Source organism: Plantactinospora sp. BB1 (assembly GCF_003030385.1).
In the GTDB taxonomy this organism is placed as follows: Bacteria; Actinomycetota; Actinomycetes; order Mycobacteriales; family Micromonosporaceae; genus Plantactinospora.
Window position 1 is genome coordinate 1,165,815 of the sequence record NZ_CP028159.1, and the last position, 19,882, is coordinate 1,185,696.

Genomic DNA, 19,882 nt, shown 5'->3' on the forward strand with positions numbered 1-19,882 from the left:
CTAGAGCATCTCCAGCGGCTGCGGGCCGCTCGGCGGCGGAAAGACCGCGTCGAGTGCGGCCAGGTCCTCCTCGCCGAGACGCAGTTCGAGTGCTCCGGCGTTCTCCCGGGTGTGCCCCGGATCCGACGAGCGGGGAATGGCGGCGACCGAGTCCTGCCGCAGCACCCAGGCCAGCGCCACCTGTGCCGGCGTGACCCGGTGCCGGGCCGCGACCTCCGAGAGCTGGCCGTCGCCGAGCAGTCGACCCTGCTCGATCGGCGAGTACGCCAGCACCGGGATCCGGTGCTCGGCCAGCCACGGCAGCAGGTCGTACTCCGGACCGCGCCGGGTCAGGTTGTAGAGGATCTGGTTCGCCGCGCAGTCGGTGCCGCCCGCCGCCATCAGGTCGACCATGTCCGACAGGTCGAAGTTGCTCACCCCCCACTGCCCGATGTCGCCCGCCGCCACCAGCTCGGCGAACGCCTCGATCGTCCCGGCCAGCGGATGGCTGCCGCGCCAGTGCAGCAGATAGAGGTCGATGTGGTCGGTGCCGAGCCGTCGCAGGCTGCGCCGACACGCCTGTACCGTGCCCTGGCGGGTGGCGTTCACCGGCAGCACCTTGTCGACCAGGAACACCTCGTCGCGGCGCCCGGCGATCGCCGACGCGACGAGTTCCTCGGCGGAGCCGCCGCCGTACATCTCGGCGGTGTCGATCATCGTCATCCCGAGGTCCAGCCCGGTGCGCAGCGCCGCGATCTCGTCCTGCCGCTTCCCGGGGCTCTCCCCCAGATACCAGGTTCCCTGGCCGAGCACCGGCATCGTCCGGCCCGACGGCAACGTGATCGCGGGCATCACGACGGTCATCTGGCCTCCCGGCAGCGTGCGGACGCGTACTGACGACAGCGGCTCGCCGCCTACCCGTTGCGCCATCGGCCAAACACGTCGAGGTGGGGAGTCTCGCACGGCGGATGCCGTTACCGGCCAATGGGTCGGCCCGGTCCCCAAGGGGTACGTCGGCAGCCCGGCAGCGGACGTACCCGGGAGGAGAGCCGGCACCGGGCGTTGCCGGCGGCGGAAGGCGCCGGCCGGGCCCACCGGCCGACCGGGACCGCGATCCGTCGCCCGGGTGGGCCGCCCGGCCCCGGCCAGGCGCGACGGCGCCCGAGTGGACGGACGACGGAAGCCGCGTCCGCGTCCGCTCGACCACCACCCCGAGGCCGCGCCGACGGCGACACCGCCCCGACGGCCACGGTCCCCAGTCGATCTACCGGAGGTAGGTCCGTGCTGGTCATGGCCGGCGAGGCCACCGGGTAAAGTGGCCGTCGTGCCGGCACAAGCGGGCGTCGACCGCCACCGGAAGGGACTGCATTGACACCGCCACCGGCCACCACGTCGGGCAAGTCGATCAACCGCTCGGCCACGGCTCTCCCGCTGCTCGCGGTGCTGGCGCTGGTCGCGGTCTGGGGGCGGGACCTGCCCGTCGCGGTCGAGGTCGTCGTGGTGCTCCTGCTGGCCGGCTCGGTGCTCGCCGCGGTGCACCATGCGGAGGTCGTCGCACACCGGGTCGGAGAGCCGTTCGGCTCGTTGATCCTGGCGGTCGCCGTGACCGTCATCGAGGTGGGCCTGATCATCACGCTCATGATCTCCGGAGGCCCGGGCACGGCGTCGCTGGCCCGGGACACGGTTTTCGCGGCTGTCATGATCACCTGCAACGGCATCGTCGGGCTGTCGCTGCTGGTGGCCACCGCGCGCGGCCGGGTGACGCCGTTCAACGCCGAGGGTACCGGCGCCGCGCTGGCCACCGTCCTCACCCTCGCCGTGCTCAGCCTCGTCCTGCCCACCTTCACCACCAGCACGCCGGGGCCGGAGTTCACCGGGGCCCAACTGGCGTTCGCCGCGGTGGCGTCGCTGGTCCTCTACGCCCTTTTCGTCGTGGTGCAGAACGTCCGCCACCGGGACTACTTCCTGCCGGTCGAGGACGCACCCGCCCAGCGGCGCCGCAAGCCCGTGCCGCCGCTCCCCGACGCCGACCCGGACGACACCGACCCGGACGACGACGAGCACGCGGCGGCGCCCTCCACGCGTACCACGCTGGCCAGCCTCGGGTTGCTCGTCGCCGCCCTCGTCGCGGTGGTCGGCCTGGCCAAGGTGGAGTCCACCACCATCGAGAACGCCGTCACCGGCGCCGGCCTGCCGCACGCGGTCGTCGGCGTGCTCATCGCCCTGCTGATCCTGCTGCCGGAGACCATCGCCGCGGCCCGCAACGCCCGCCGCAGGCGGGTCCAGATCAGCCTCAACCTCGCCCTCGGCTCCGCGATGGCCAGCATCGGCCTGACCATCCCGGCCATCGCGATCGCCTCGATCTGGCTCGACGGTCCACTCCTGCTCGGCCTCGGCCCGACCCAGATCGTGCTGCTGGCGCTGACCGCCGCCGTCAGCATCCTGACCGTGATGCCCGGCCGGGCGACGGTACTCCAGGGCGCCGTGCACGTCTCCGTCTGCGCCGCGTTCCTCTTCCTCGCCACCAACCCCTGAGGTGGGCCGGGTCCGCGCCTGGGTCGGGCGGAGCTGCGCGGCTCCGTTCTCGGCTGGTCAGTGCGGAGCCGGCTTGACCGCCCGGGTGGCGAAGTAGCCGGGCAGCCAGCCGGCGGTGGCGTCGGAGTGGTGCGGTGCCTCCGCGAACCCGACGACGACGAAGCCGGCGGCGAGCTGTCCGCCGATCTGCTCGGCCAGCGTGTGGCTGTACTCCAGCGGCGCGTCCGTACCCCAGAGCCGCTCACGCTCCTCCGCCGGGACGTGCGTGAGGTCGCTGTACGGCAGCCGGTGGCGTACCACCAGCTCGCCGCGCTGGTCCAACGCCTCGTGGTCGAAGAGGAAGACGTCGGGGTTGACGAAACCGCACAGCAGCGCGCCGCCGGGGCGCAACACCCGGAAGCACTCCCGCCACACCGGGGCGAGTTCGGGTACGAAGAGGTTCGAGACCGGATTGAAGACCAGGTCGAAGGAGGAGTCGGCGAAGACCGACAGGTCGCGCATGTCGCCGAGGACCGTCCGCAACTCCAGGCCGTCCCGGCCGGCCACCATCTCGTCCTGTTCGAGCTGGCGCGGTGAGTTGTCGAAGACGGTGACCCGGGCGCCGGCGGCGGCGAGCGTCGGGCCCTGCTGGCCGCCGCCGGAGGCGAGGCAGAGCACGTCCGCGCCCGCGAGGTCGGCCGGGAACCAGGCCCGGTCGACCGGCTGGTAGCCGATCAGTACGACGGACCAGTCCCCGGCCCGCGCGTGGGCGATGGTCTCCGCCGAGACCGGGCGGGACCATTCGTTGCCCTTTTCGACCTGCCGGTCCCAGGCGGCTCGGTTGTGCGTCACCGGGTCAGGGTTCATCGCCCCACGCTAGCGGCCGGGCCGTGGATCGCCGCCTGGTTTTCCGGGCACCCGTCTTGCGGCTCCGGCTGTCCACAGTCGACGGGACAGGCCGCCCCAGGGTCGGCCCGGGTCCCGGCTGCCCGACGCCGGCCGGCTCACCGTGCGGTGGGCGGACCGGTCAGACCGGGGGTAGCCCGGACGTGAGGTCGAGGGCCGTCGCGATGAGGGCGTGTGCGCGGGCGGTGAGCGCGGTGAGCAGGCCGTGGGCATGTTCGTCGCTGTGCCGGGCGGCGGCCTGGAGGGCGTGCAGGGCGCTGTCGAGCTGGTCGAGCTTGGCGTCGAGGTCCTCGGCCACGGGTTGACGCAGCGCCGCCGCGATCTCCTGCAACGGCACACCCTGCGCCTCCAGGGCACGGATCGTGGCGATCCGCTCGATCACCTCGGGGTGGTAGAGCCGGTAGTTCCCGCCGGAGCGGGCGGCGGGGGCGATGAGGTCCAGGCTGGTGTAGAAGTCGACGGTGCGCGGTGAGACGCCGGCCTGCGCGGCCACCTCCCCGATCCGCAACAAGGTCGCGTCGACGGTGCACCTCCTAGCCTCGTCCGGCGCTGTGGAAACTGTACAAGCGGCAGGCGGAACCGACCGGCGAAGGTCCCCGAAGGGCGCCGGCTCCGGGCGGCCTCCTCAGCCGCCCGACGGGGTCGAGTTCTCCGTCTCGGAGGACTTCGTCCCGGAGTTCTCCGTCCCGGACGACTTCGTCTCGGACGACTTCACGTAGGTGGGGTGCAGGTGCACGGGCTGCGCCGCGCTGCGCTGCTGCCGGGCCCGTACCCGCAGGTTGAGGAACTCGACGAAGATGGAGAACGCGATCGGGCCGTACACGTATCCCTTGGGGATGTGCTGGTCGAAGCCCTCGGCGATCAGGCTGGCGCCGATGAGTAGCAGGAACGACAGGGCCAGCATCTTGACCGTCGGATGCGTGTTGACGAACCGACTGACGGCGCCGGCCGAGACCAGCATGATCACCATCGCGACGACGACGGCCGCGACCATGATGAACAACTGGTCCACCATGCCGACCGCGGTGATCACCGAGTCGAGCGAGAAGACGATGTCGAGGACCAGGATCTGGGCGATCACGGCGGCGAACGAGGACGTGGCCCGGGCCGAGCGGCCGTGTTCCGCACCCTCCAGATGCTCGTGGATCTCATATGTCGCCTTGCCGAGCAGGAACAACCCACCCAGTAAGAGGATCAGGTCGCGGCCGGAGATCTCCTGCCCGAGAACCGTGAAGAGCGGTGCGGTCAGTCCGATCACCCAGGACAGTGAGGCGAGCAGCAGCAGCCGGGTGATCAGGGCCAGGGACAGGCCGATGGTGCGGGCCCGTGCCTGCTGGTGCTCGGGCAACCGGCCGGCCAGGATCGAGATGAACACCACGTTGTCGATGCCCAGTACGACCTCCAGCAGCAGCAGCGTCGCGAACGCCACCCACAGCTCGGGGCTGCTCAAGAACTCCATGTCACCCTCGACGTCTCGGCGTGCCGGCCCGGGGTTGCCAGCGGGTGCGAAAACCATACAGTGCCACGTCCTGCTGAAGGTGAGACGGGCACGGGTCGGGGCCGAGGCCCGCTCTCCCGGGATCCAGCGATGACAGAGTGTCATCGCTTAAGTACCTTCTGTGAGGTTTCGCGTAACCCGTCCCAATTTGTCTCGTTCTTCGGAGGTAAGGGCGGGACTCCGCGTCTGCCCTCCACCGGTACCGCGCCTGAAATTCCACGGGGGAAACGTGACGTCCATTCGGAGAACGCTGTCCATGCTGTCGGTGACACTGGTCGCCGCCGGCGCCGTACTGCACCTGCCGGCACCCGCCCTGGCCCAGCCGGGCTCCGCCAACGCCCGCGGGCTGGTGGTCGACCTCTCCGCCGACGTCGCCGGCATCGTGGTCATCGACGCGGACGCCACGATCGGCAGCGCGACCGCGCCGGCCGGTGGCGGCACCGACACCTCCACCCTGGTGGACATCTCACTGACCGGGGCGACCGGGGTGGCCGCCGACGGCACCGTCGAGGAGGTGACCGCCACCCGTGGCGCGACCGCCTCCTCCGCCTTCTCCAGCGTCAACGGCCTGAACCTGACGGTGCTCGGCATCGACGTGCTCGACGCCGGAGAGGCGAGCGCCACCGCCATCTGCCCACTGGTCGGCGCACAGACCGCCGGGACCACGCTCGCCGGCCTCTCGCTCTTCGGCACCGCCGTGGTCCTGACGGCGAACGGCCCGAGCGTGCAGGGCAGCGCCGGGGTGACCGTACCGGGACTGCTCGGTGCCACCCTCAACGCGACGCTGACCCGTACCGAGACCACCACCGCGGCCGGCGCGGCGGCGACCGCCATCCTGGCCACGCTCACCCTGACCGGAACCGTGCTCGGCGAGCCGGTGACCATCCCGGTCGGCACCGTGATCGTGGCCCAGGCAACCTGTGAACGCCCGCCGGCACCCGCGCCGCCGACCGCGTCCGCGATCGACCCGGACGCCGGGCCACAGTCCGGCGGCCAGACCGTCACCATCACCGGTACCGGCTTCGCGCCCGGCGAGACCACGGTCACCTTCGACGGAGTACCCGCCACCGGCGTCACGGTGGCACCCGGCGGCACCTCGCTGACCGCCGTCACCCCGGCGAACCCGGTCGGCCCCGCCGCCGTCGTGGTCACCACCCCCGGCGGCTCGGCCGCACCGCTCGACTACACCTACCTGGCCGACGGCAGCGACGCCGACATCACCGGCCTGACCCCGACCTCCGGCCCGACCAGCGGCGGCACCACCGTCACCATCACCGGCACCGGCCTGACCGGCGCCGTCGGGGTCGACTTCAACGGCCTGCCCGGCACCGACTTCACCATCGATCCCGCCGGGACGACGATCACCGTCGTCACCCCGCCGAACCCGGCCGGCCCGGCCCTGGTCGAGGTCGTCTTCCCGGCCGGCCGGGTCACCGCGCCGACCTTCAGCTACGTCGCACCGACGATCACCTCGATCGTTCCGAACACCGGCCCGAGCACCGGCGGCACCAGCGTGACGATCACCGGTACCGGCCTCACCGGAGCCACCGGGGTCACCTTCGGGGACAACCCCGGCACCGACCTGGTGGTCGACCCGAGCGGCACCTCGCTCACCGTCACCACCCCGCCCGGCGCACCCGGCCCGGTCGACGTCACCGTGCTGATCCCCGGGGCCGACGCGGTCGCTCCCAACGGATTCACCTACCAGGCGGTCGCACCGACCGCGTCCGCGATCGACCCGGACTCCGGGCCACAGTCCGGCGGCCAGACCGTCACCATCACCGGTACCGGCTTCGTTCCCGGTGACACCACCGTCACCTTCGACGGGGTGCCGGCGACCGACGTCACCGTCGCCCCCGGCGGTACCTCGCTGACCGCCGTCACCCCGGCCAACGCGGTCGGCCCGGCCGCCGTCGTGGTCAGCACACCGGGCGGCTCGGCGGCACCGCTCGACTACACCTACCTGGCCGACGGCAGCGACGCCGTGGTGACCGGGCTCGACCCGACGTCCGGCCCCACCACCGGCGGCACCACCGTCACCATCACCGGCACCGGCTTCACCGGAGCCACCGGGGTCACCTTCGACGGCGTCCCGGGGACCGGCTTCACCGTCAACCCGGCCGGGACGACGATCACCGTCGTCACCCCGCCGAACGCCGCCGGGCCGGCCGAGGTCGCCCTGACCTTCCCGGCCGGCACCGCCGACGCCGGCACCTTCGACTACGTCGGGCCGACGATCACCTCGGTGTCGCCGCCGACCGGGCCGAGCACCGGCGGAACCCGGGTGACGGTCACCGGTACCGGCCTGGGCGGGGCGACCGGTGTCAACTTCGGCGGCAACCCCGGCACCGACCTGGTGGTCGACCCGAGCGGTACCTCGCTCACCGTCACCGCCCCGCCCGGCACACCCGGCACGGTGGACGTGACGGTGCTGCTGCCCGGCGAGGACGCCGTCGCCGAGGACGGCTTCACCTACCAGGCCGTGGTACCGGTGATCGAGACGGTCGACCCGGGTCAGGGGCCCGCCACGGGCGGAACGGTCGTGACCGTCGGCGGCAGCGGCTTCGTACCGGGGCAGACGACGGTGACCATCTGCGGGCGTACCATCCCGGCGAGCGCCGTGACGGTCTCCCCGGACGGCACCTCGCTGACGTTCCGCACTCCGGCCTGCCCGACCGGGGACGCCGCGATCACCGTCGGCACGCCGGGCGGCGTCTCCAACACGCTTTTCTTCCGGTACGTCGGGGCGCTCCCCGTCACCGGTGATCCGGTGATCTCGCTGGTCGGGGTCAGCGCCGCCGTGACGGCTCTCGGGGTCGTCCTGCTGCTGCTCGGCCGCCGACGCCGCAGCGGGCACGCTGTCGGCTGAGCGGAGCCGGAGACGTCGCGGGCCCCGGGATGCAGCCATCCCGGGGCCCGCGTCGGGCTGCACCGGAATTCCTAACCGGGTAACGGCCGGCGGCATGCGCAGAGCGTGTCCTGTCCGGCGATTCCGCGCTCGGTGGTCCGCTCGGCGGTGTTCGGGCGCGGGGGGCGCTCAGGTCAGGGCGGAGGGCAGCGGGTCTTCGGCACCCGGAAGCGGGGCGTGCCCGGGGAGCCGGCCGCGCCGGTCGGCGGGAAGCGCCGGCAACCGGGTCGCCGTGGCGGGGACGACCTCGTCCTCGCCGATCCGGCCGAGCAGGTAGCGACTGGTGTCGTCGAGCCGCAGTATCCGGACCCCGGGCCGGTCGTGCAGCCAGCGTCGGACGGTGGCGGCGGCGTACCACCGGTTGATTCGGCGTACCGGTGCCAGACTCCGACCGAAGGAGAGCAGGACCGGCGGCGTGGCGTGCCAGACCGAGGCGCCGTCGAACTGGACGCGGAGCCGTCGACCGCGCAACCGGCGTGGCCGGTGCACCAGCAGGGTCCGCTGGTCGTGCGTTCGCTGCCCGGTGACTATCCGGAAGTAGTGCTCGGCGGCGCACTGGCCGTCGCCGGAGAGCACCGACCACGCCCGGGTGTCGCCGTCGGGCAGTACGCCGACGTCGCCGCGCAGTGCCGCGCCCAGCTCGCGCAGGCCCAGGGCCGTCGGACGACGGGCGAGCCCGCTGCCGAGATGGTCGGCCAGCAGCACGAGCCGGAACACCGCCAGTCGGTGCCGGGGCTCGGTCGACCGCAGGTAGCGGACCAGTCCGCCGATGCGGTGCCGGGTGCGTGTCGCGGTGCCGAGCAGCCGATCGGAGGCGCCCCGGCCGCGCGTGGCGACCGCCTCGGGGACCAGCCGGAGCCGGTGCCCGGCGTCCCACAGCGAGCGGGCGAGCATCAGGTCGTTCCCGTAGAGCGGAAAGCGTTCGTCGAGAATCCCGTCCGGCTCCAGCACCTGGCGGCGGAGTAGCAGGCAACCGGGGGTGCCGAACGGCCGGGCCCCGGACAGGTCGTCGGCCTCCGGCCGGGGCCGGTCGAGCGCCGAGCGGAAACCCGGGAGCCGACGTCGCGGGGTGCCGAGGGCGAGTACGGCGGGAAAGCTCGGCACCCAAAGGTGGTGCTGCCGCTGCGTGGCATCCGGGTGCAGACAACGCGGGCTGACTCCGGCGGCGTCGGCGCGGTCACGGAGAAAGCCGACCATGGTGTCCAGGGCGCCGGGGTGCAGTCTGACGGCGCTGGTGAGCAGCAGGATCAGCTCCCCGCCGGCCTGCCGGTACGCCTGGTTCACCGCCGCGGCGTGGCCGACGTTGCGCTCGTTGCGGATGAGCCGTACCCGTGGATCCCCGGCCAGCAGCTCGGCGGACCCGTCCGTCGAGGCGTTGTCGACCGCGACCACCTCGATCGGGACGGCGTCGGTGCGGGCGGCCCAGAGCGCGTCGAGGCAGCGACGGGTCTCGTCCCGGCTGTTCCAGGTGACCAGCAGCACCGAGACGGTCGGGCCGCTCACGGCCGCCCCGCTGCCGCGATGGTCAGCACGCTCGGTCTGCCTGGTCCGGTGGTCGTCGAGCGTGGCACCACCCGTTTGCTCCGCACCGCAACGATTCTAATCGCGACAAATCTGGCATAAGTAACTAATCAAGTAAGCGGCCGATCGGGCTCGGTACTCGACGACGACAGCGCGGACGTCAGCCGAGGCGCTGCCGGATCGCCCGCAGGTAGGCGAGGTTGTCCCGGAGCCGGTCCTCCAACGGCAGGACCGTGGAGAAGTCCTCGACGGTCACCCACCCGTCGTAGCCGTGCCGGTGCAGCGCCCGCAGGTACGCCTCGACGTCGGCCTGCCCGTCGCGCAGCGTCGCCCACTCCTCGGTCCAGATCGACGAGCCGTCCGGGGTGTAGCCGGTACGGTGCCAGGCGGCATTCTTGACGTGCACGTGCGCGAGGTACGGGCCGAGCATCTGGAAGCCGGCGAGGTAGTCCTCCCGCCCCTCGACGACGAGGTTGCCGAGGTCGTGGATGACGCCGACGGCCGCCGGGTCGAGCCCGTCGACCAGCCGGATCGCGGCGGAGGCCGAGGCGACGACGGTGCGGTGGTGCAGCTCGACCAGGGCCGTGACGCCGTGCCGCGCGGCGCGTCCGGCCACCCACTCCAGGTCCCGACGGGTGGCGGCGAAGAGCTCCCGGTAGTCGGCCCGGGAGAGCGCCGGCATGGTCACCCGGACCCGTCCGGCGCCGAGCCGCGCGGTGGCGGCCAGCATCCGTTCGACGCCCGGCCGATCGTGGCACGGGACGTATCCCCCCAGGGCGGAGAAGTCCAGCCCCGCCTCCCGGGTGAGCCGGGCGATCGCCGGCAGGCTCTCCTCCAGCCCGGTCAGCGGCCAGGTCGCCCGGTTGCCGGCCCAGAAGCCGGGATCGGGGGCGTCGTCCTGGTCGGTGATCCGCCACTCGACACCGTCCCAGCCCTGATAGGCGAGGATCGCCGTCACCTCGGCCGGCGTCCACTCCGGGGTCGACGCGGTGAAGACCGAAAACCTCATCGCCGGCTCTCCCACTCCCGTTGCTCTCCCATCGACTCCGCCGACCACCCCGGCCGCTGCGCCGGCGCACCGGCGGGCTGGACGACCGAGGAGGCCAACGCCGACCCGGCCGGGCCGCCCACCGGCCCCGTCGTCACCGGTACGTCGTCGAAGGCTCCCCGGGCCACCTCGTCGACCGAGATCGGCCGGCCCAGCGTCGCGGCGAGATAGACCGCCCTGACCAGGGCCAGCGCGGCGAACCCGTCCTCGACCCGGATGCTCGGCAGGCGCCCGGCGTCGATCGCCGCGACGATGTCGGCGTACTGCCGCAGGTGACCGAGGACGAAACTGTCCGGCGGCTTCGCCGCGCCGCGCAGCTCCGCCGCCGGCAGCACCCCGGCCGCCTGGTTGCCCGGCTCGGCCGGTTCGTCCGGGCCGCTCGATCCGTCCGGGCCGGTCCCGTCGGCGGCGTGCAGATACTCCAACTGGTCGTCGTCGAGGACCGCCGAGCCACGGGTGCCGTGGATCTGGAGCCGGGCCGAGAGCCCCGGATAGGCACCGGTGCTGGCGTGCAGTACGGCGAGGGCGCCGGAGGCGAACCGGACGGTCGCCACCGCCACGTCCTCGACCTCGATGCGCTGGTGGGCGAGTCGGGAGGTGTACCCGAACACCTCGGTCGGCGGCCCGAGCAGCCAGCGCAGCAGGTCGACGGTGTGCACCGCCTGGTTCATCAGCGCGCCGCCGCCGTCCAGCGCCCAACTGCCGCGCCAGTCCGCCGAGTCGTAGTAGCGCTGGCTGCGCCACCAGGCGACGGAGGCGACCGCCGAGGTGATCCGGCCGAGCCGGCCCGCCGTCACCGCCCGGTGCACCGCGAGGCTGGCCGGGTCGAAGCGGTGCTGGCTGATCACCGAGCAGACGAGTCCCCGGGTCTCGGCCTCGGCGGCCAGCCGGGCGAGCCGCCGGGCCCGGGGCAGGGAGACGTCCAACGGCTTCTCGATCACGACGTGCCGGCCGGCGCCGAGCGCCTCCTCGGTGAGACCGGCGTGCGTACCGCTCGGGGTGCAGACCACGACCAGCCCGATCTCCTGCTTGGCGAGCGCGTCGGTCAGCGACTCGTACCGGGCCGGCGGCTCGGCGCCGCTCTCCGCCGCCACCCGCTCGGCGAGCGCGCGACCGGCCGGCGGCGCCGGGTCGACGACACAGCCGACCCGCAGCCGGGGGTGCCGGAGGATGGCGGCGGCGTGGTTGCGCCCGATGACACCGCCGCCGACGATGGCGACCGGGATCGGCGGAAGGCTCGCGCCCGGCTCCGCGCCGGCACCGGTACGTCTGGTCGTCACTTGACCCCTCCCGCCGTGAGTCCGCTGATCAGGTAGCGCTGGAAGACGAGGTAGAGCAGCACCACCGGGGCGGCGCAGACGAGCGCGGCGGCCATCAGCTGGCCGTACACCGGGATGGCCCCGCCCTCCTGGGTGGCGCCGAACACCTGCAACGCCACCGCCGCCGTGCGGGTCTCGGGGTTGGTCAGCACCGACGCGAAGAGCACGTCGTTCCAGCCGAGCAGCAGCGCGAAGATGCCGGCGACCACCAGGCCCGGCCAGCTCAGCGGCAGGATGACCCGGGTCAGCACCTGCCAGGCGGAGGCGCCGTCGACCCGGGCGGCCTCGTCCAGTTCCGGTGGCAGCCCGCGCAGGTAGGTCACCATGACCCAGGTGGAGAAGGGCAGCGCGAAGGTCAGGTAGGTGACGAACAGCGCCCACCGGGTGCCGATGACCGGGACCCCGAGCAGTTGCGCGGCGCTGGCGAAGAGCACGAAGACCGGCAACAGCATCAGGGTGCCCGGGATGCTCTGTAGGGCGAGCAGGCCGCGCAGGATGGCCAGCCGGCCCCGGAAGGCGTACCGGACCAGCACGTACGCGCTGCCGAGCGCGACGAACGCGCAGGCCGTGGCCACCGCACCGGCCACCAGCAGGCTGTTGACCAGTCCCCGGCCCAGCTCCACGGTCGACCAGATCCGCAGGTAGTTGCCGAGGTCGGGGCTGCTGGGCAGGAAGGAGCCCTCGGCCACCGAGAGGTCGGAGCTGACCGAGGCGAAGACCATGTAGAGCACCGGGGCGAGGACCACGACCAGCAGTACGGCGAGGACGAGTACCCGCAGCGGCGCCGGCAGCAGCCGGTGGACCGCGCCGCTGCCACCACCGGGGCGGCGCCGGGGCCCGGCGGTGCCACCGGGACGTCGTGTCGCGGCGACCGCGCCCCGGGTCGTCGTCTCCTCCCGGACCGTCATGCCCGGCTCCCCTCGGCCGCGCCGTCGGTGCCGACGTCGAGCCGGACCGCGCGCAGGTAGACGGCGAGCGGGACGGCGATCAGCACCAGGGAGAGCACCGCCATCGCCGCGCTGAGCCCGAACCGGAAGTTCTGGAAGCTCTCCACATAGGTAAGCACCGGCAGCACCTCCGCGTCCCGGGGGCTCGGCACGCCGAAGAGCACGAACGGCAGCGTGAAGTTGTTGATGTTGTGCAGGAACGCGATGATCACGGCGAGCGAGACCGGCCCCCGCAGGTGCGGGAAGATCACGTACCGCAGCTTGGTCCACCAGCCGGCCCCGTCGAGCGCGGCGGCCTCGTGCAGCACCGGATCGACCGCCTGGAGGCCGGCGAGGGCGAGCAGGTAGAGCAGCGGCCAGCTCGCCCAGATCTGCACCACCACCAGGGCCCAGAAGCTGCGCGGCCCGTTCAGCCACAGCCCGCCGTCGACGCCGAGCCGGGCCAGCATTGCGTTCGCCACCCCGTCGGGCTGGAGGATGATCCGCCAGACGGTGCCGACCACGAACGCCGGCAGGACGTACGGGACGAGGAAGAGCGAGCGGACGAGTCCCCGACCCCGGAACCGGTCCTGGCTGGCGAGTGCCGCGGCGACTCCGATCGGCAGGGTCAGCACGGTGACGAGCGCCGCGTACGAGGTGCTGAGCACGATGGCGTGCACCGCCCCGGAGGCGCGTACCGCCTCGGTGTAGTTGCCCAGCCCGACGAAGGGCGCCCGCACCCACTGCCGGAACGAGTACTGGTCGAGGTCGAGCAGGGAGATGTGCAGCGCCACCGCCAGCGGCACCACGACCACCAGGATGGTCAACACCGCCCCGGGTGCGAGCATCCACAGCGGACGGTGCCGCCGCACCCTGCGGTGTGGCGGGGCGGCTGCCGGCATCACTTCGCCTTGTCGAGCGCCGCCTGCGCGGACGACTGCGCCTGGGCCAGCAGGGTGTCGAGCCGGCCGTCGTCGACCCGGCCGGCCGAGAGCCCGGGTACGGACTGCACCACCACGTTGACCAGGGCCAACTGCACCTGGCTCCACGCCCCGCTGAACGGGGTCGCCACCGACCTCGCCGACGAGTCGACCATCGCGGCCAGTGCCGGGTCGGCCTGCAACGCCGCCGCCGCGCTCGCGTCGGTGGGCAGCTCGCCGAAGGTCTCGTAGTAGCGGCGCTGCTGCTCCGGGCTGGTCAGCAGCTTCACCAGCGCCAGGGCCAGGTCGCGGTGTCTGGTGTATTTGGCCACCACCAGGTTGTCCCCGGAGAGGATGCTGGTGGCGTCCTGCCCGCCGGCGGGCCGGGTGGTGGCGCCGGGCGGGACGGTCGGCATGACCGCGTAGCCGTACTTGCCGGCCACGGCGGAGGCGTCGAGGGTGACCTTGGAGGTCGCCGAGACCATCGGCAGGAAGGCGGCCTTTCCGGCGCCGAAGGCCGCGATCGCCTGGGCGTTCTTCCAGCCGACGGCGGCGGGGTCGACCACCTTGTCGGTCGCCAGCCAGCCGAGATACGTCTGGTAGGCGGTACGCACCACGGGGTCGTCGAGCCGGGCCCTGCCGTCGTCGACCAGCGGGTTACCCGCCTGGAGGCTCATCGCCCAGATGAACTTCCACGGGTCGTAGCTGTCGGCGTAGGCGACCGCCATCCCGTGACGGCCGCCGGTGGTGAGCCGCTTCGCCTGCTCACGCAGCCCGTCCCAGCTCTCCGCCGGCCTGTCGATCCCGGCCGCCGCCAGCAGTTCCCTGTTGTACGCCATCACGAACGGCCGGGTGGTGAACGGTACCCCCACCTCGTGGTCCCGGTCGGGGCCGGAGATGCCGAGCGTCGCCGGCAGGAACCGGTCCCGGCCGCCGAGCCTGGTCCAGTCGTCCGGGGTCAGTTCGAGGAACGCCCCGGTGGCGTAGACGGTGGGGGTGAAGGTGGTGCCGATCGCGTAGATGTCCGGGCCCTGCCCGGAGAGCACGGAGGTCTGAATCTTCGTCAGCTCGTCGTTGGGGGTGGCGAACGTTTCGAAGTTCACCTTCGCCCCGGACTCGCGCTCGAATGCGGCGGAGATGTCGCCGAACCATTTCCGCTGCTGTTCCGGATAGATGGTGTTGGCCCCGATGAGGACGTTGAGGGTCTCTCCCCCGCTGGTCGAGCCGCTGTCGGAACCACAGCCGGTCAACGTCGCGGCAAGGACGACCGCGCCGGACAGCGCGCCGAGGATTCTTTTCGCTGTCATGTTGCCTGCTCCTCGTGAGGAAATGCAGATAGCCGGAATGCGCCGCGACGGAAGCGGGCATTCAGGTATTTACATCGGCGACGGACTAGGGCGACCGTAACAGTCTGGCAATCTGGTGGCAATCGTTTGCCAACTTTTGCCACCTGTGCTTGTCTGTGCTCCGTGGACAGTCCTCGGCCAGCCAAGCGCAGCCGCCCGGTCACCATCACCGACATCGCCGCGCTCACCGGTGTGGCGCCGTCCACGGTCTCCCGGGCCCTCACCCGGCCCGGTCGGGTCAACCCGGTCACCCGGGAGCGGATCGAGGCGGCGGCCAGGCAGCTCAACTACGTACCGAACTCGCAGGCCCGGGCGTTGACCTCCGGCCGGACCCGGACGATCGCCGTACTCGTCTCCGGGGTGACCAACCCGTTCTACTTCGGCATCATCCGCGGCACCCAGCAGGAACTGAAGGCCGCCGGGTACGCGCACCTGCTGATCGACGTCGAGGACTCCGGCGAACTCGAAACCCAGATGCTGCACCGGATGCGGCAGTCCCTCGACGGCGCGATCCTGGCCGCGTCCCGGCTCTCCGAGCGGGAACTGATCGGCCTCGCCGCCGAGATACCCCTGGTCACCATCAACCGGGAGGCGCGCGGGGTGCCGAGCGTCGTGATCGACACCCCGGCCGGGATCGGTCAGGCGGTCGAGCACCTGATCTCGCTCGGGCACCGCGACATCGTCTACGTCTCCGGCCCGGAACGCTCCTGGCCCAGCGAGGCCCGCTGGCAGGCCATGCGGGCCACCGCCGCCGGTCACGGCCTCCAGGTACGCCGGGTCGGGCCCTTCCCGCCGGAACGGCCCTCCGGGTCCGCCGCCGCCGACGCCGTGGTCAACACCCGGGCCACCGCCTGCATCGCCTTCAACGACCTGCTCGCCATCGGCATGCTCACCCGGCTGCGTGACCGGGGCGTCCGGGTACCCGAGGACCTCAGCGTGGTCGGCTGCGACGACATCTTCGGCGCCGACTTCTGCAACCCGCCGCTGACCACCCTGACCGCCCCGATCGACCAGGCCGGTCGGGTCGCGGTGGCCATGCTGCTCTCCCGGCTCGCCGAGCGGAGCACCCCGCACCCGCCACGCCGCTCGGTGGTGCTCCCCACCCACCTCACCGTCCGGCAGTCCACCGGACCGGCCCCGACCGAGGCCGGCCGGCCCTGACCGAGGCCGGCCGGCCCTGACACCGGCCGGCGCGGGTCGCGGTACCGGATGCCAGTCGGGATCGGCATGATGTGTGGTGCGGGCGACGACAGGTCCGTGTGCCGGGTGCGTTTCCCGGCCGCCCCTCCCCCGGCTGTCGTGGTTCGGGGGCGTTCCGGCCGGTCGCTTCAGGCGGAGCCGGACCAGACGACGGAACGAGGGGTGAGCGTCGGTGTTCGAGACGGCGGGCCGCTCCCGGTGGGGGCGGGCGGGTGAGCGGATCGTCGACTGGCTCCGGGTGCCGAGCGTCCGGCGGGCCGTACTGGTGACCGCGGTACTCACCGGCTGCTTCGTCTGGGTCATGGTCGTGGTCGGATTCTCCTTCGCCCTGGTCGAGCGCGGCGCCCGGCACTGGTGGCTGATGCTCCCCTTCGGCCTGCTCGTCCCGCTGGTCGCGCTGGCCGCCGTACGCGCCGTCCCGACCGTCGCCCGGTCCAGCAGCCGGCCGCACGGGGCGGTCCGGCCCTCGGCGGCGCCGTCCGTCCGGCACGACGGATCCGCTCCGGCCGGGGAGACCTCCGTGCCGCCGGCCGGTGGCGACGCCGCCGAGGCGCCGGCAACCGGACCGGTACCGCCGGACGGCTCGTCCCGCCGGCTGCCGGTGGAGCCGCTGAGCCAGCGGGAACTTCAGGTGCTGGCCCAGTTGGCCGCCGGCCGCTCCAACCGGGAGATCGCCAACGCGCTGTACGTCGCGCCCGGCACCGTCAAGGCACACCTCAACCGCATCTTCCGCAAGCTGGAGGCGGCGAGCCGGCTCCAGGCGGTCCTGCACGCCCGCCAGGCGGGCCTGCTGGACCGGGTCGACGACGGAATAAACCCCCGCTGAACCCCCGGCATGGCCATTTGGCAGACGCGGTCCAGACCGTCGGCTGCCTAGCGTCGGGCCCCTGCGTTCGATCCCACCGGAGCACGGTCCGCCGAGGCGGATCGCGACCGCTCCGAGTGACCGGAAGACGAGGAGCCCGCCACCACCATGAGACGCGATGCCGAGCCGAGCCAGCCCCCCGCACGCCCGCCGGAGACCTCCGGACGCGCCGCCGCCGTCGTCGTCGGGTCGGCGCCACCACCCGGGCACGGGACGGGAGGACCGCGATGAGGACGGTCACCCCCGTCGGGAGTACCCGGAAATGGCTGCCCCCGCTCGCGCTGGCCGTGGCGTTCGTCGCCGTCGTCGAGGGACTCTCCCTGGTGGAGTTCCTTCCGGTCCCGGTCGCGCTGCTCGTCGCGCTCGGCTGGGGGGTCGGGATCGGCCTGCTCGCCACCTGGCTGCGCGGCAGGGCGACGCTGGCCGCCTGGCTGGAGGACGGCCTCGTCGCCCTCGGCGTCGTGACGATGGCGCTGTTCGCCTTCGGCGGTGCGGCCGGACTCCTGATGCTCGACGCCGCACTGGAGAGCCCCACGCTGACCGGGCAGACCCTGGTGCTGATGTTCCTGCCGAGCATCCCGGTCGCGATCCTCGGGAACGTCCCGACCGAACTGGTCGTCATTCCGATGCTGCTCGTCCTCGGCTGGCGACCGGGAAGGCGGCGGATCCTCGTCGTCGTCGCCGCGGCGCTGTACTTCGTACACCGGGTCTGGACCTATCTGGTCTTCTCCTCCGCCCGGCTGGACTTCGCCGAGACGGAGCGCTCCACGACGCCGCTGACCGAGGCGGAACGCGAGCGGCTCGGCTCGGCCCTGCACGTCGACGACCCTCGCTGGATACTCAACCTGGTCATCTTCGCGGTCTTCCTGCTGGCCGCGCACTTCTCCCGGGTACGGGAAGCGCGAGCCCCGGCCCGGTCCGTCGGGTCGTAGCGGGACTGGTCGCCGCTGGTCGGGCTGGCCCGGCCAGCGGCGCCCTGCAACAGGAGTTCGACGCCGGATCGTCGATGTCACGACACCTGTAGATAGACCGACTTCACTGTAGTCAGTAGCTTTTCACTGCTGCCCGCTATCGGTCCATCTCGGAGGTCCGGCATGTCCAGGCGATTGACCGCGCTCCTCGTGGGCGCCCTCGTCGTATCCGGTCAGGGGGTCGGCACCGGCGCACATGCCGACGGTCCCCCGGCCGGCACCGTCGACCTTCCGATGGTCGCGCCCGAGGCCCCCAACCTGGCCGGCCAGGGACAACTGGCGGTGACCCTGGTCAGCACCGCCACCGTGGACGCCAGCCGGATCGACCCCGGAACGGTACGGCTCGGCCCGGCCGGGTCGGTCGACAACGGCGGCGCCACGGTCGCCCGCTGGGTCGGCGGCGGCTTCCTCAGCACCGTGACCGACGTGAACGCCGACGGCCGGCCGGATCTGCGGCTCTTCTTCGACAAGGAGGTGCTGCGGAGCACCGGGCAGCTCGGCGCCGACAGCACCGCGCTGACCGTCACCGGTCGACTCCCCGACGGCCGGTCGGTACGCGGCTCGGACGGCGTGGCGCCCGCCGTCGTACTCGAGGTCAAGTTCGCGGAGACGGCGGCGGTACGCGGCACGGACCGCGCCCTGCGCAGCGAGCGGGGTCGCGACCTCGCCCCGGTCCGGACCGTCCTGGACCGGCACCGCGCCGTCGAACTCAGCCCGCTGCTGCCGGCGCAGACACTGGCCAGGCTCGCCGGCCCGGCGGCGACGGCGCGAGCCCGCTCCGGCCGGGCCGTTCCGGACATGGCCTCCTGGTATCACCTGACCCTGCCCGCCGGGGCGGACGTGTCGGCGGCACTGCGCGACCTGCGGGCCCTGCCCGACGTGGCGTACGCCTATCCGGCGCCGGAGCCGGCACCACCGCCCGCCACCCCCGACTTCACCTCGATGCAGGGCTACCAGCGGCCGGCGCCGCAGGGCGTCGACGCCGACCACGCCCGGCAGGACCCCCGGGCCCGGGGCGCGGGGATCCGGATCGTCGACCTGGAATACGACTGGAACCCCTTCCACGAGGACCTTCAACTCGACTGGTCCAGCGACCTCGGCGGCACCCAGTTCCCCCGCAACACCAGCTTCGCCGACGAGCACGGCACGGCGGTCTTCGGCGAACTCGTGGCCCGGGAGAACGGCTACGGGGTGACCGGTGGCGTACCGGACGCCGAGATGTTCGGCATCTCGCCGATGCAGCGGCTCAGCAGTGGCCAGACCAGCTACCGGCCGGCGGCAGCGCTGTCGCACCTCGCCCAGTTCCTCCGGCCCGGCGACGCGGTGCTGATCGAGCAGCAGACCTCCGGCCCGAACGGCGGCACCCGGTACGTGCCGGCCGAGTGGGTGCAGTCGGTCTTCGACGCGACGGTGCTGCTCACCCGGCTCGGTGCGGTGGTGGTGGCGACCGGCGGCAACGGGGGCGAGAACCTCGACGCTCCGGAGTTCCAGGGCCGGTTCGACCGGTCGGTACGCGACTCCGGCGCCATCATGGTCGGCGCCGGTTCGTCGACGAACCGGTCCCGGCTGAACTTCTCGGTCTACGGCTCCCGGCTCGACCTCCAGGGCTGGGGGCAGAACATCACCACCACCGGCAGCAACGGCAACCTCCAGGGCGGCACCAGCCCGGCGAACCGCGACATCCGCTACACCCGGTCGTTCGGCGGCACCTCCGGCGCCGGGCCGATCGTCACCGGTGCGGTGGTGGCGATCCAGTCCTACCTGAAGGCGACCGGCCGACCGGTGCTGACCGCCACGGCGGTGAGCAGCCTGTTGAAGAGCACCGGCACACCGCAGGGCGGCGACACCACCCAGCGGATCGGGCCGCTGCCTGACCTGCGGGCCGCCCTCGGGGCCGTCCCGGTGTCGACGGCGGCCTCGACCACTGCGGCCGGCTGAGCGCCGTCGACCCCGGGCGGCAG

At 72.7% G+C, this 19,882-nt stretch carries 16 protein-coding genes; 6 read left to right on the forward strand and 10 right to left on the reverse strand.

What is annotated here, in order from left to right; all coding sequences use genetic code 11:
* Positions 1-843 (reverse strand): aldo/keto reductase, encoded by an 843-nt coding sequence (locus C6W10_RS05040; protein WP_107256957.1) that lies wholly within the window; start codon positions 841-843, stop codon positions 1-3.
* A gap of 504 nt (positions 844-1,347) precedes the next feature.
* On the opposite strand from C6W10_RS05040, the gene C6W10_RS05045 reads away from it, so the two are divergent.
* Positions 1,348-2,514, forward strand: a complete 1,167-nt coding sequence (locus C6W10_RS05045; protein WP_234361621.1) for a calcium:proton antiporter — start codon at positions 1,348-1,350, stop codon at positions 2,512-2,514.
* A 57-nt stretch (positions 2,515-2,571) separates the two neighbouring features.
* Here the strand turns inward: C6W10_RS05045 and C6W10_RS05050 are convergent, their stop codons facing one another.
* The 3 genes from C6W10_RS05050 to C6W10_RS05060 all read right to left on the reverse strand — a co-directional run bounded on the left by C6W10_RS05050 (position 2,572) and on the right by C6W10_RS05060 (position 4,858).
* Positions 2,572-3,360, reverse strand: a complete 789-nt coding sequence (locus tag C6W10_RS05050; protein ID WP_107256959.1) for a class I SAM-dependent methyltransferase — start codon at positions 3,358-3,360, stop codon at positions 2,572-2,574.
* Positions 3,361-3,520: 160 nt separating this feature from the next.
* A complete protein-coding gene (locus C6W10_RS05055; RefSeq protein ID WP_199853869.1) occupies positions 3,521-3,892 on the reverse strand; it encodes a MerR family transcriptional regulator in 372 nt (123 codons plus the stop codon).
* A 132-nt stretch (positions 3,893-4,024) separates the two neighbouring features.
* The gene (locus tag C6W10_RS05060) at positions 4,025-4,858 is read right to left on the reverse strand and encodes a TerC family protein (protein WP_107256962.1); all 834 of its coding nucleotides are present in this window, start codon (positions 4,856-4,858) and stop codon (positions 4,025-4,027) included.
* 295 nt (positions 4,859-5,153) lie between these two features.
* On the opposite strand from C6W10_RS05060, the gene C6W10_RS05065 reads away from it, so the two are divergent.
* Positions 5,154-7,766 (forward strand): IPT/TIG domain-containing protein, encoded by a 2,613-nt coding sequence (locus tag C6W10_RS05065; RefSeq protein WP_107256964.1) that lies wholly within the window; start codon positions 5,154-5,156, stop codon positions 7,764-7,766.
* 168 nt (positions 7,767-7,934) lie between these two features.
* Here the strand turns inward: C6W10_RS05065 and C6W10_RS05070 are convergent, their stop codons facing one another.
* From C6W10_RS05070 to C6W10_RS05095, 6 genes are all read right to left on the reverse strand, one after another.
* Positions 7,935-9,308, reverse strand: coding sequence for a glycosyltransferase family 2 protein (locus C6W10_RS05070; protein WP_107256966.1), 1,374 nt, complete (start codon positions 9,306-9,308; stop codon positions 7,935-7,937).
* Between the two features lie 178 nt (positions 9,309-9,486).
* Positions 9,487-10,335 (reverse strand): sugar phosphate isomerase/epimerase, encoded by an 849-nt coding sequence (locus tag C6W10_RS05075; RefSeq protein WP_107263672.1) that lies wholly within the window; start codon positions 10,333-10,335, stop codon positions 9,487-9,489.
* Complete coding sequence (locus C6W10_RS05080) at positions 10,332-11,654, reverse strand: Gfo/Idh/MocA family protein (RefSeq protein ID WP_107256968.1); 1,323 nt, start codon at positions 11,652-11,654, stop codon at positions 10,332-10,334. Before C6W10_RS05080 ends, C6W10_RS05075 begins: the two co-directional genes overlap by 4 nt.
* Complete coding sequence (locus C6W10_RS05085; protein WP_107256970.1) at positions 11,651-12,601, reverse strand: carbohydrate ABC transporter permease; 951 nt, start codon at positions 12,599-12,601, stop codon at positions 11,651-11,653. Before C6W10_RS05085 ends, C6W10_RS05080 begins: the two co-directional genes overlap by 4 nt.
* A complete protein-coding gene (locus C6W10_RS05090; protein WP_107256972.1) occupies positions 12,598-13,521 on the reverse strand; it encodes a carbohydrate ABC transporter permease in 924 nt (307 codons plus the stop codon). Before C6W10_RS05090 ends, C6W10_RS05085 begins: the two co-directional genes overlap by 4 nt.
* A complete protein-coding gene (locus C6W10_RS05095) occupies positions 13,521-14,846 on the reverse strand; it encodes an ABC transporter substrate-binding protein (protein ID WP_107256973.1) in 1,326 nt (441 codons plus the stop codon). Before C6W10_RS05095 ends, C6W10_RS05090 begins: the two co-directional genes overlap by 1 nt.
* A 162-nt stretch (positions 14,847-15,008) precedes the next feature.
* On the opposite strand from C6W10_RS05095, the gene C6W10_RS05100 reads away from it, so the two are divergent.
* The 4 genes from C6W10_RS05100 (at position 15,009) to C6W10_RS05115 (ending at position 19,859) form a co-directional block, all read left to right on the forward strand.
* Positions 15,009-16,046, forward strand: coding sequence for a LacI family DNA-binding transcriptional regulator (locus tag C6W10_RS05100; protein ID WP_107256975.1), 1,038 nt, complete (start codon positions 15,009-15,011; stop codon positions 16,044-16,046).
* Between the two features lie 211 nt (positions 16,047-16,257).
* Entirely contained in the window at positions 16,258-16,911 is a 654-nt protein-coding gene (locus C6W10_RS37895) for a response regulator transcription factor (RefSeq protein ID WP_234361622.1), read from the forward strand.
* Between the two features lie 266 nt (positions 16,912-17,177).
* Positions 17,178-17,882: a hypothetical protein gene (locus C6W10_RS05110; RefSeq protein WP_107256976.1), complete on the forward strand. Its 705-nt coding sequence runs from the start codon at positions 17,178-17,180 to the stop codon at positions 17,880-17,882.
* A 162-nt stretch (positions 17,883-18,044) separates the two neighbouring features.
* Positions 18,045-19,859 (forward strand): S8 family serine peptidase, encoded by a 1,815-nt coding sequence (locus C6W10_RS05115; RefSeq protein ID WP_159104471.1) that lies wholly within the window; start codon positions 18,045-18,047, stop codon positions 19,857-19,859.
* Positions 19,860-19,882: the final 23 nt, after the last annotated feature.

Coding starts and splice junctions, on each gene's coding strand:
- C6W10_RS05040 (WP_107256957.1), bottom strand. CDS start 843: ATGACCGTCGTGATGCCCGCGATCACGTTGCCGTCGGGCCGGACGATG.
- C6W10_RS05050 (WP_107256959.1), bottom strand. CDS start 3,360: ATGAACCCTGACCCGGTGACGCACAACCGAGCCGCCTGGGACCGGCAG.
- C6W10_RS05060 (WP_107256962.1), bottom strand. CDS start 4,858: ATGGAGTTCTTGAGCAGCCCCGAGCTGTGGGTGGCGTTCGCGACGCTG.
- C6W10_RS05065 (WP_107256964.1), top strand. CDS start 5,154: ATGCTGTCGGTGACACTGGTCGCCGCCGGCGCCGTACTGCACCTGCCG.
- C6W10_RS05075 (WP_107263672.1), bottom strand. CDS start 10,335: ATGAGGTTTTCGGTCTTCACCGCGTCGACCCCGGAGTGGACGCCGGCC.
- C6W10_RS05085 (WP_107256970.1), bottom strand. CDS start 12,601: ATGACGGTCCGGGAGGAGACGACGACCCGGGGCGCGGTCGCCGCGACA.
- C6W10_RS05090 (WP_107256972.1), bottom strand. CDS start 13,521: ATGCCGGCAGCCGCCCCGCCACACCGCAGGGTGCGGCGGCACCGTCCG.
- C6W10_RS05095 (WP_107256973.1), bottom strand. CDS start 14,846: ATGACAGCGAAAAGAATCCTCGGCGCGCTGTCCGGCGCGGTCGTCCTT.
- C6W10_RS05110 (WP_107256976.1), top strand. CDS start 17,178: ATGAGGACGGTCACCCCCGTCGGGAGTACCCGGAAATGGCTGCCCCCG.
- C6W10_RS05115 (WP_159104471.1), top strand. CDS start 18,045: ATGTCCAGGCGATTGACCGCGCTCCTCGTGGGCGCCCTCGTCGTATCC.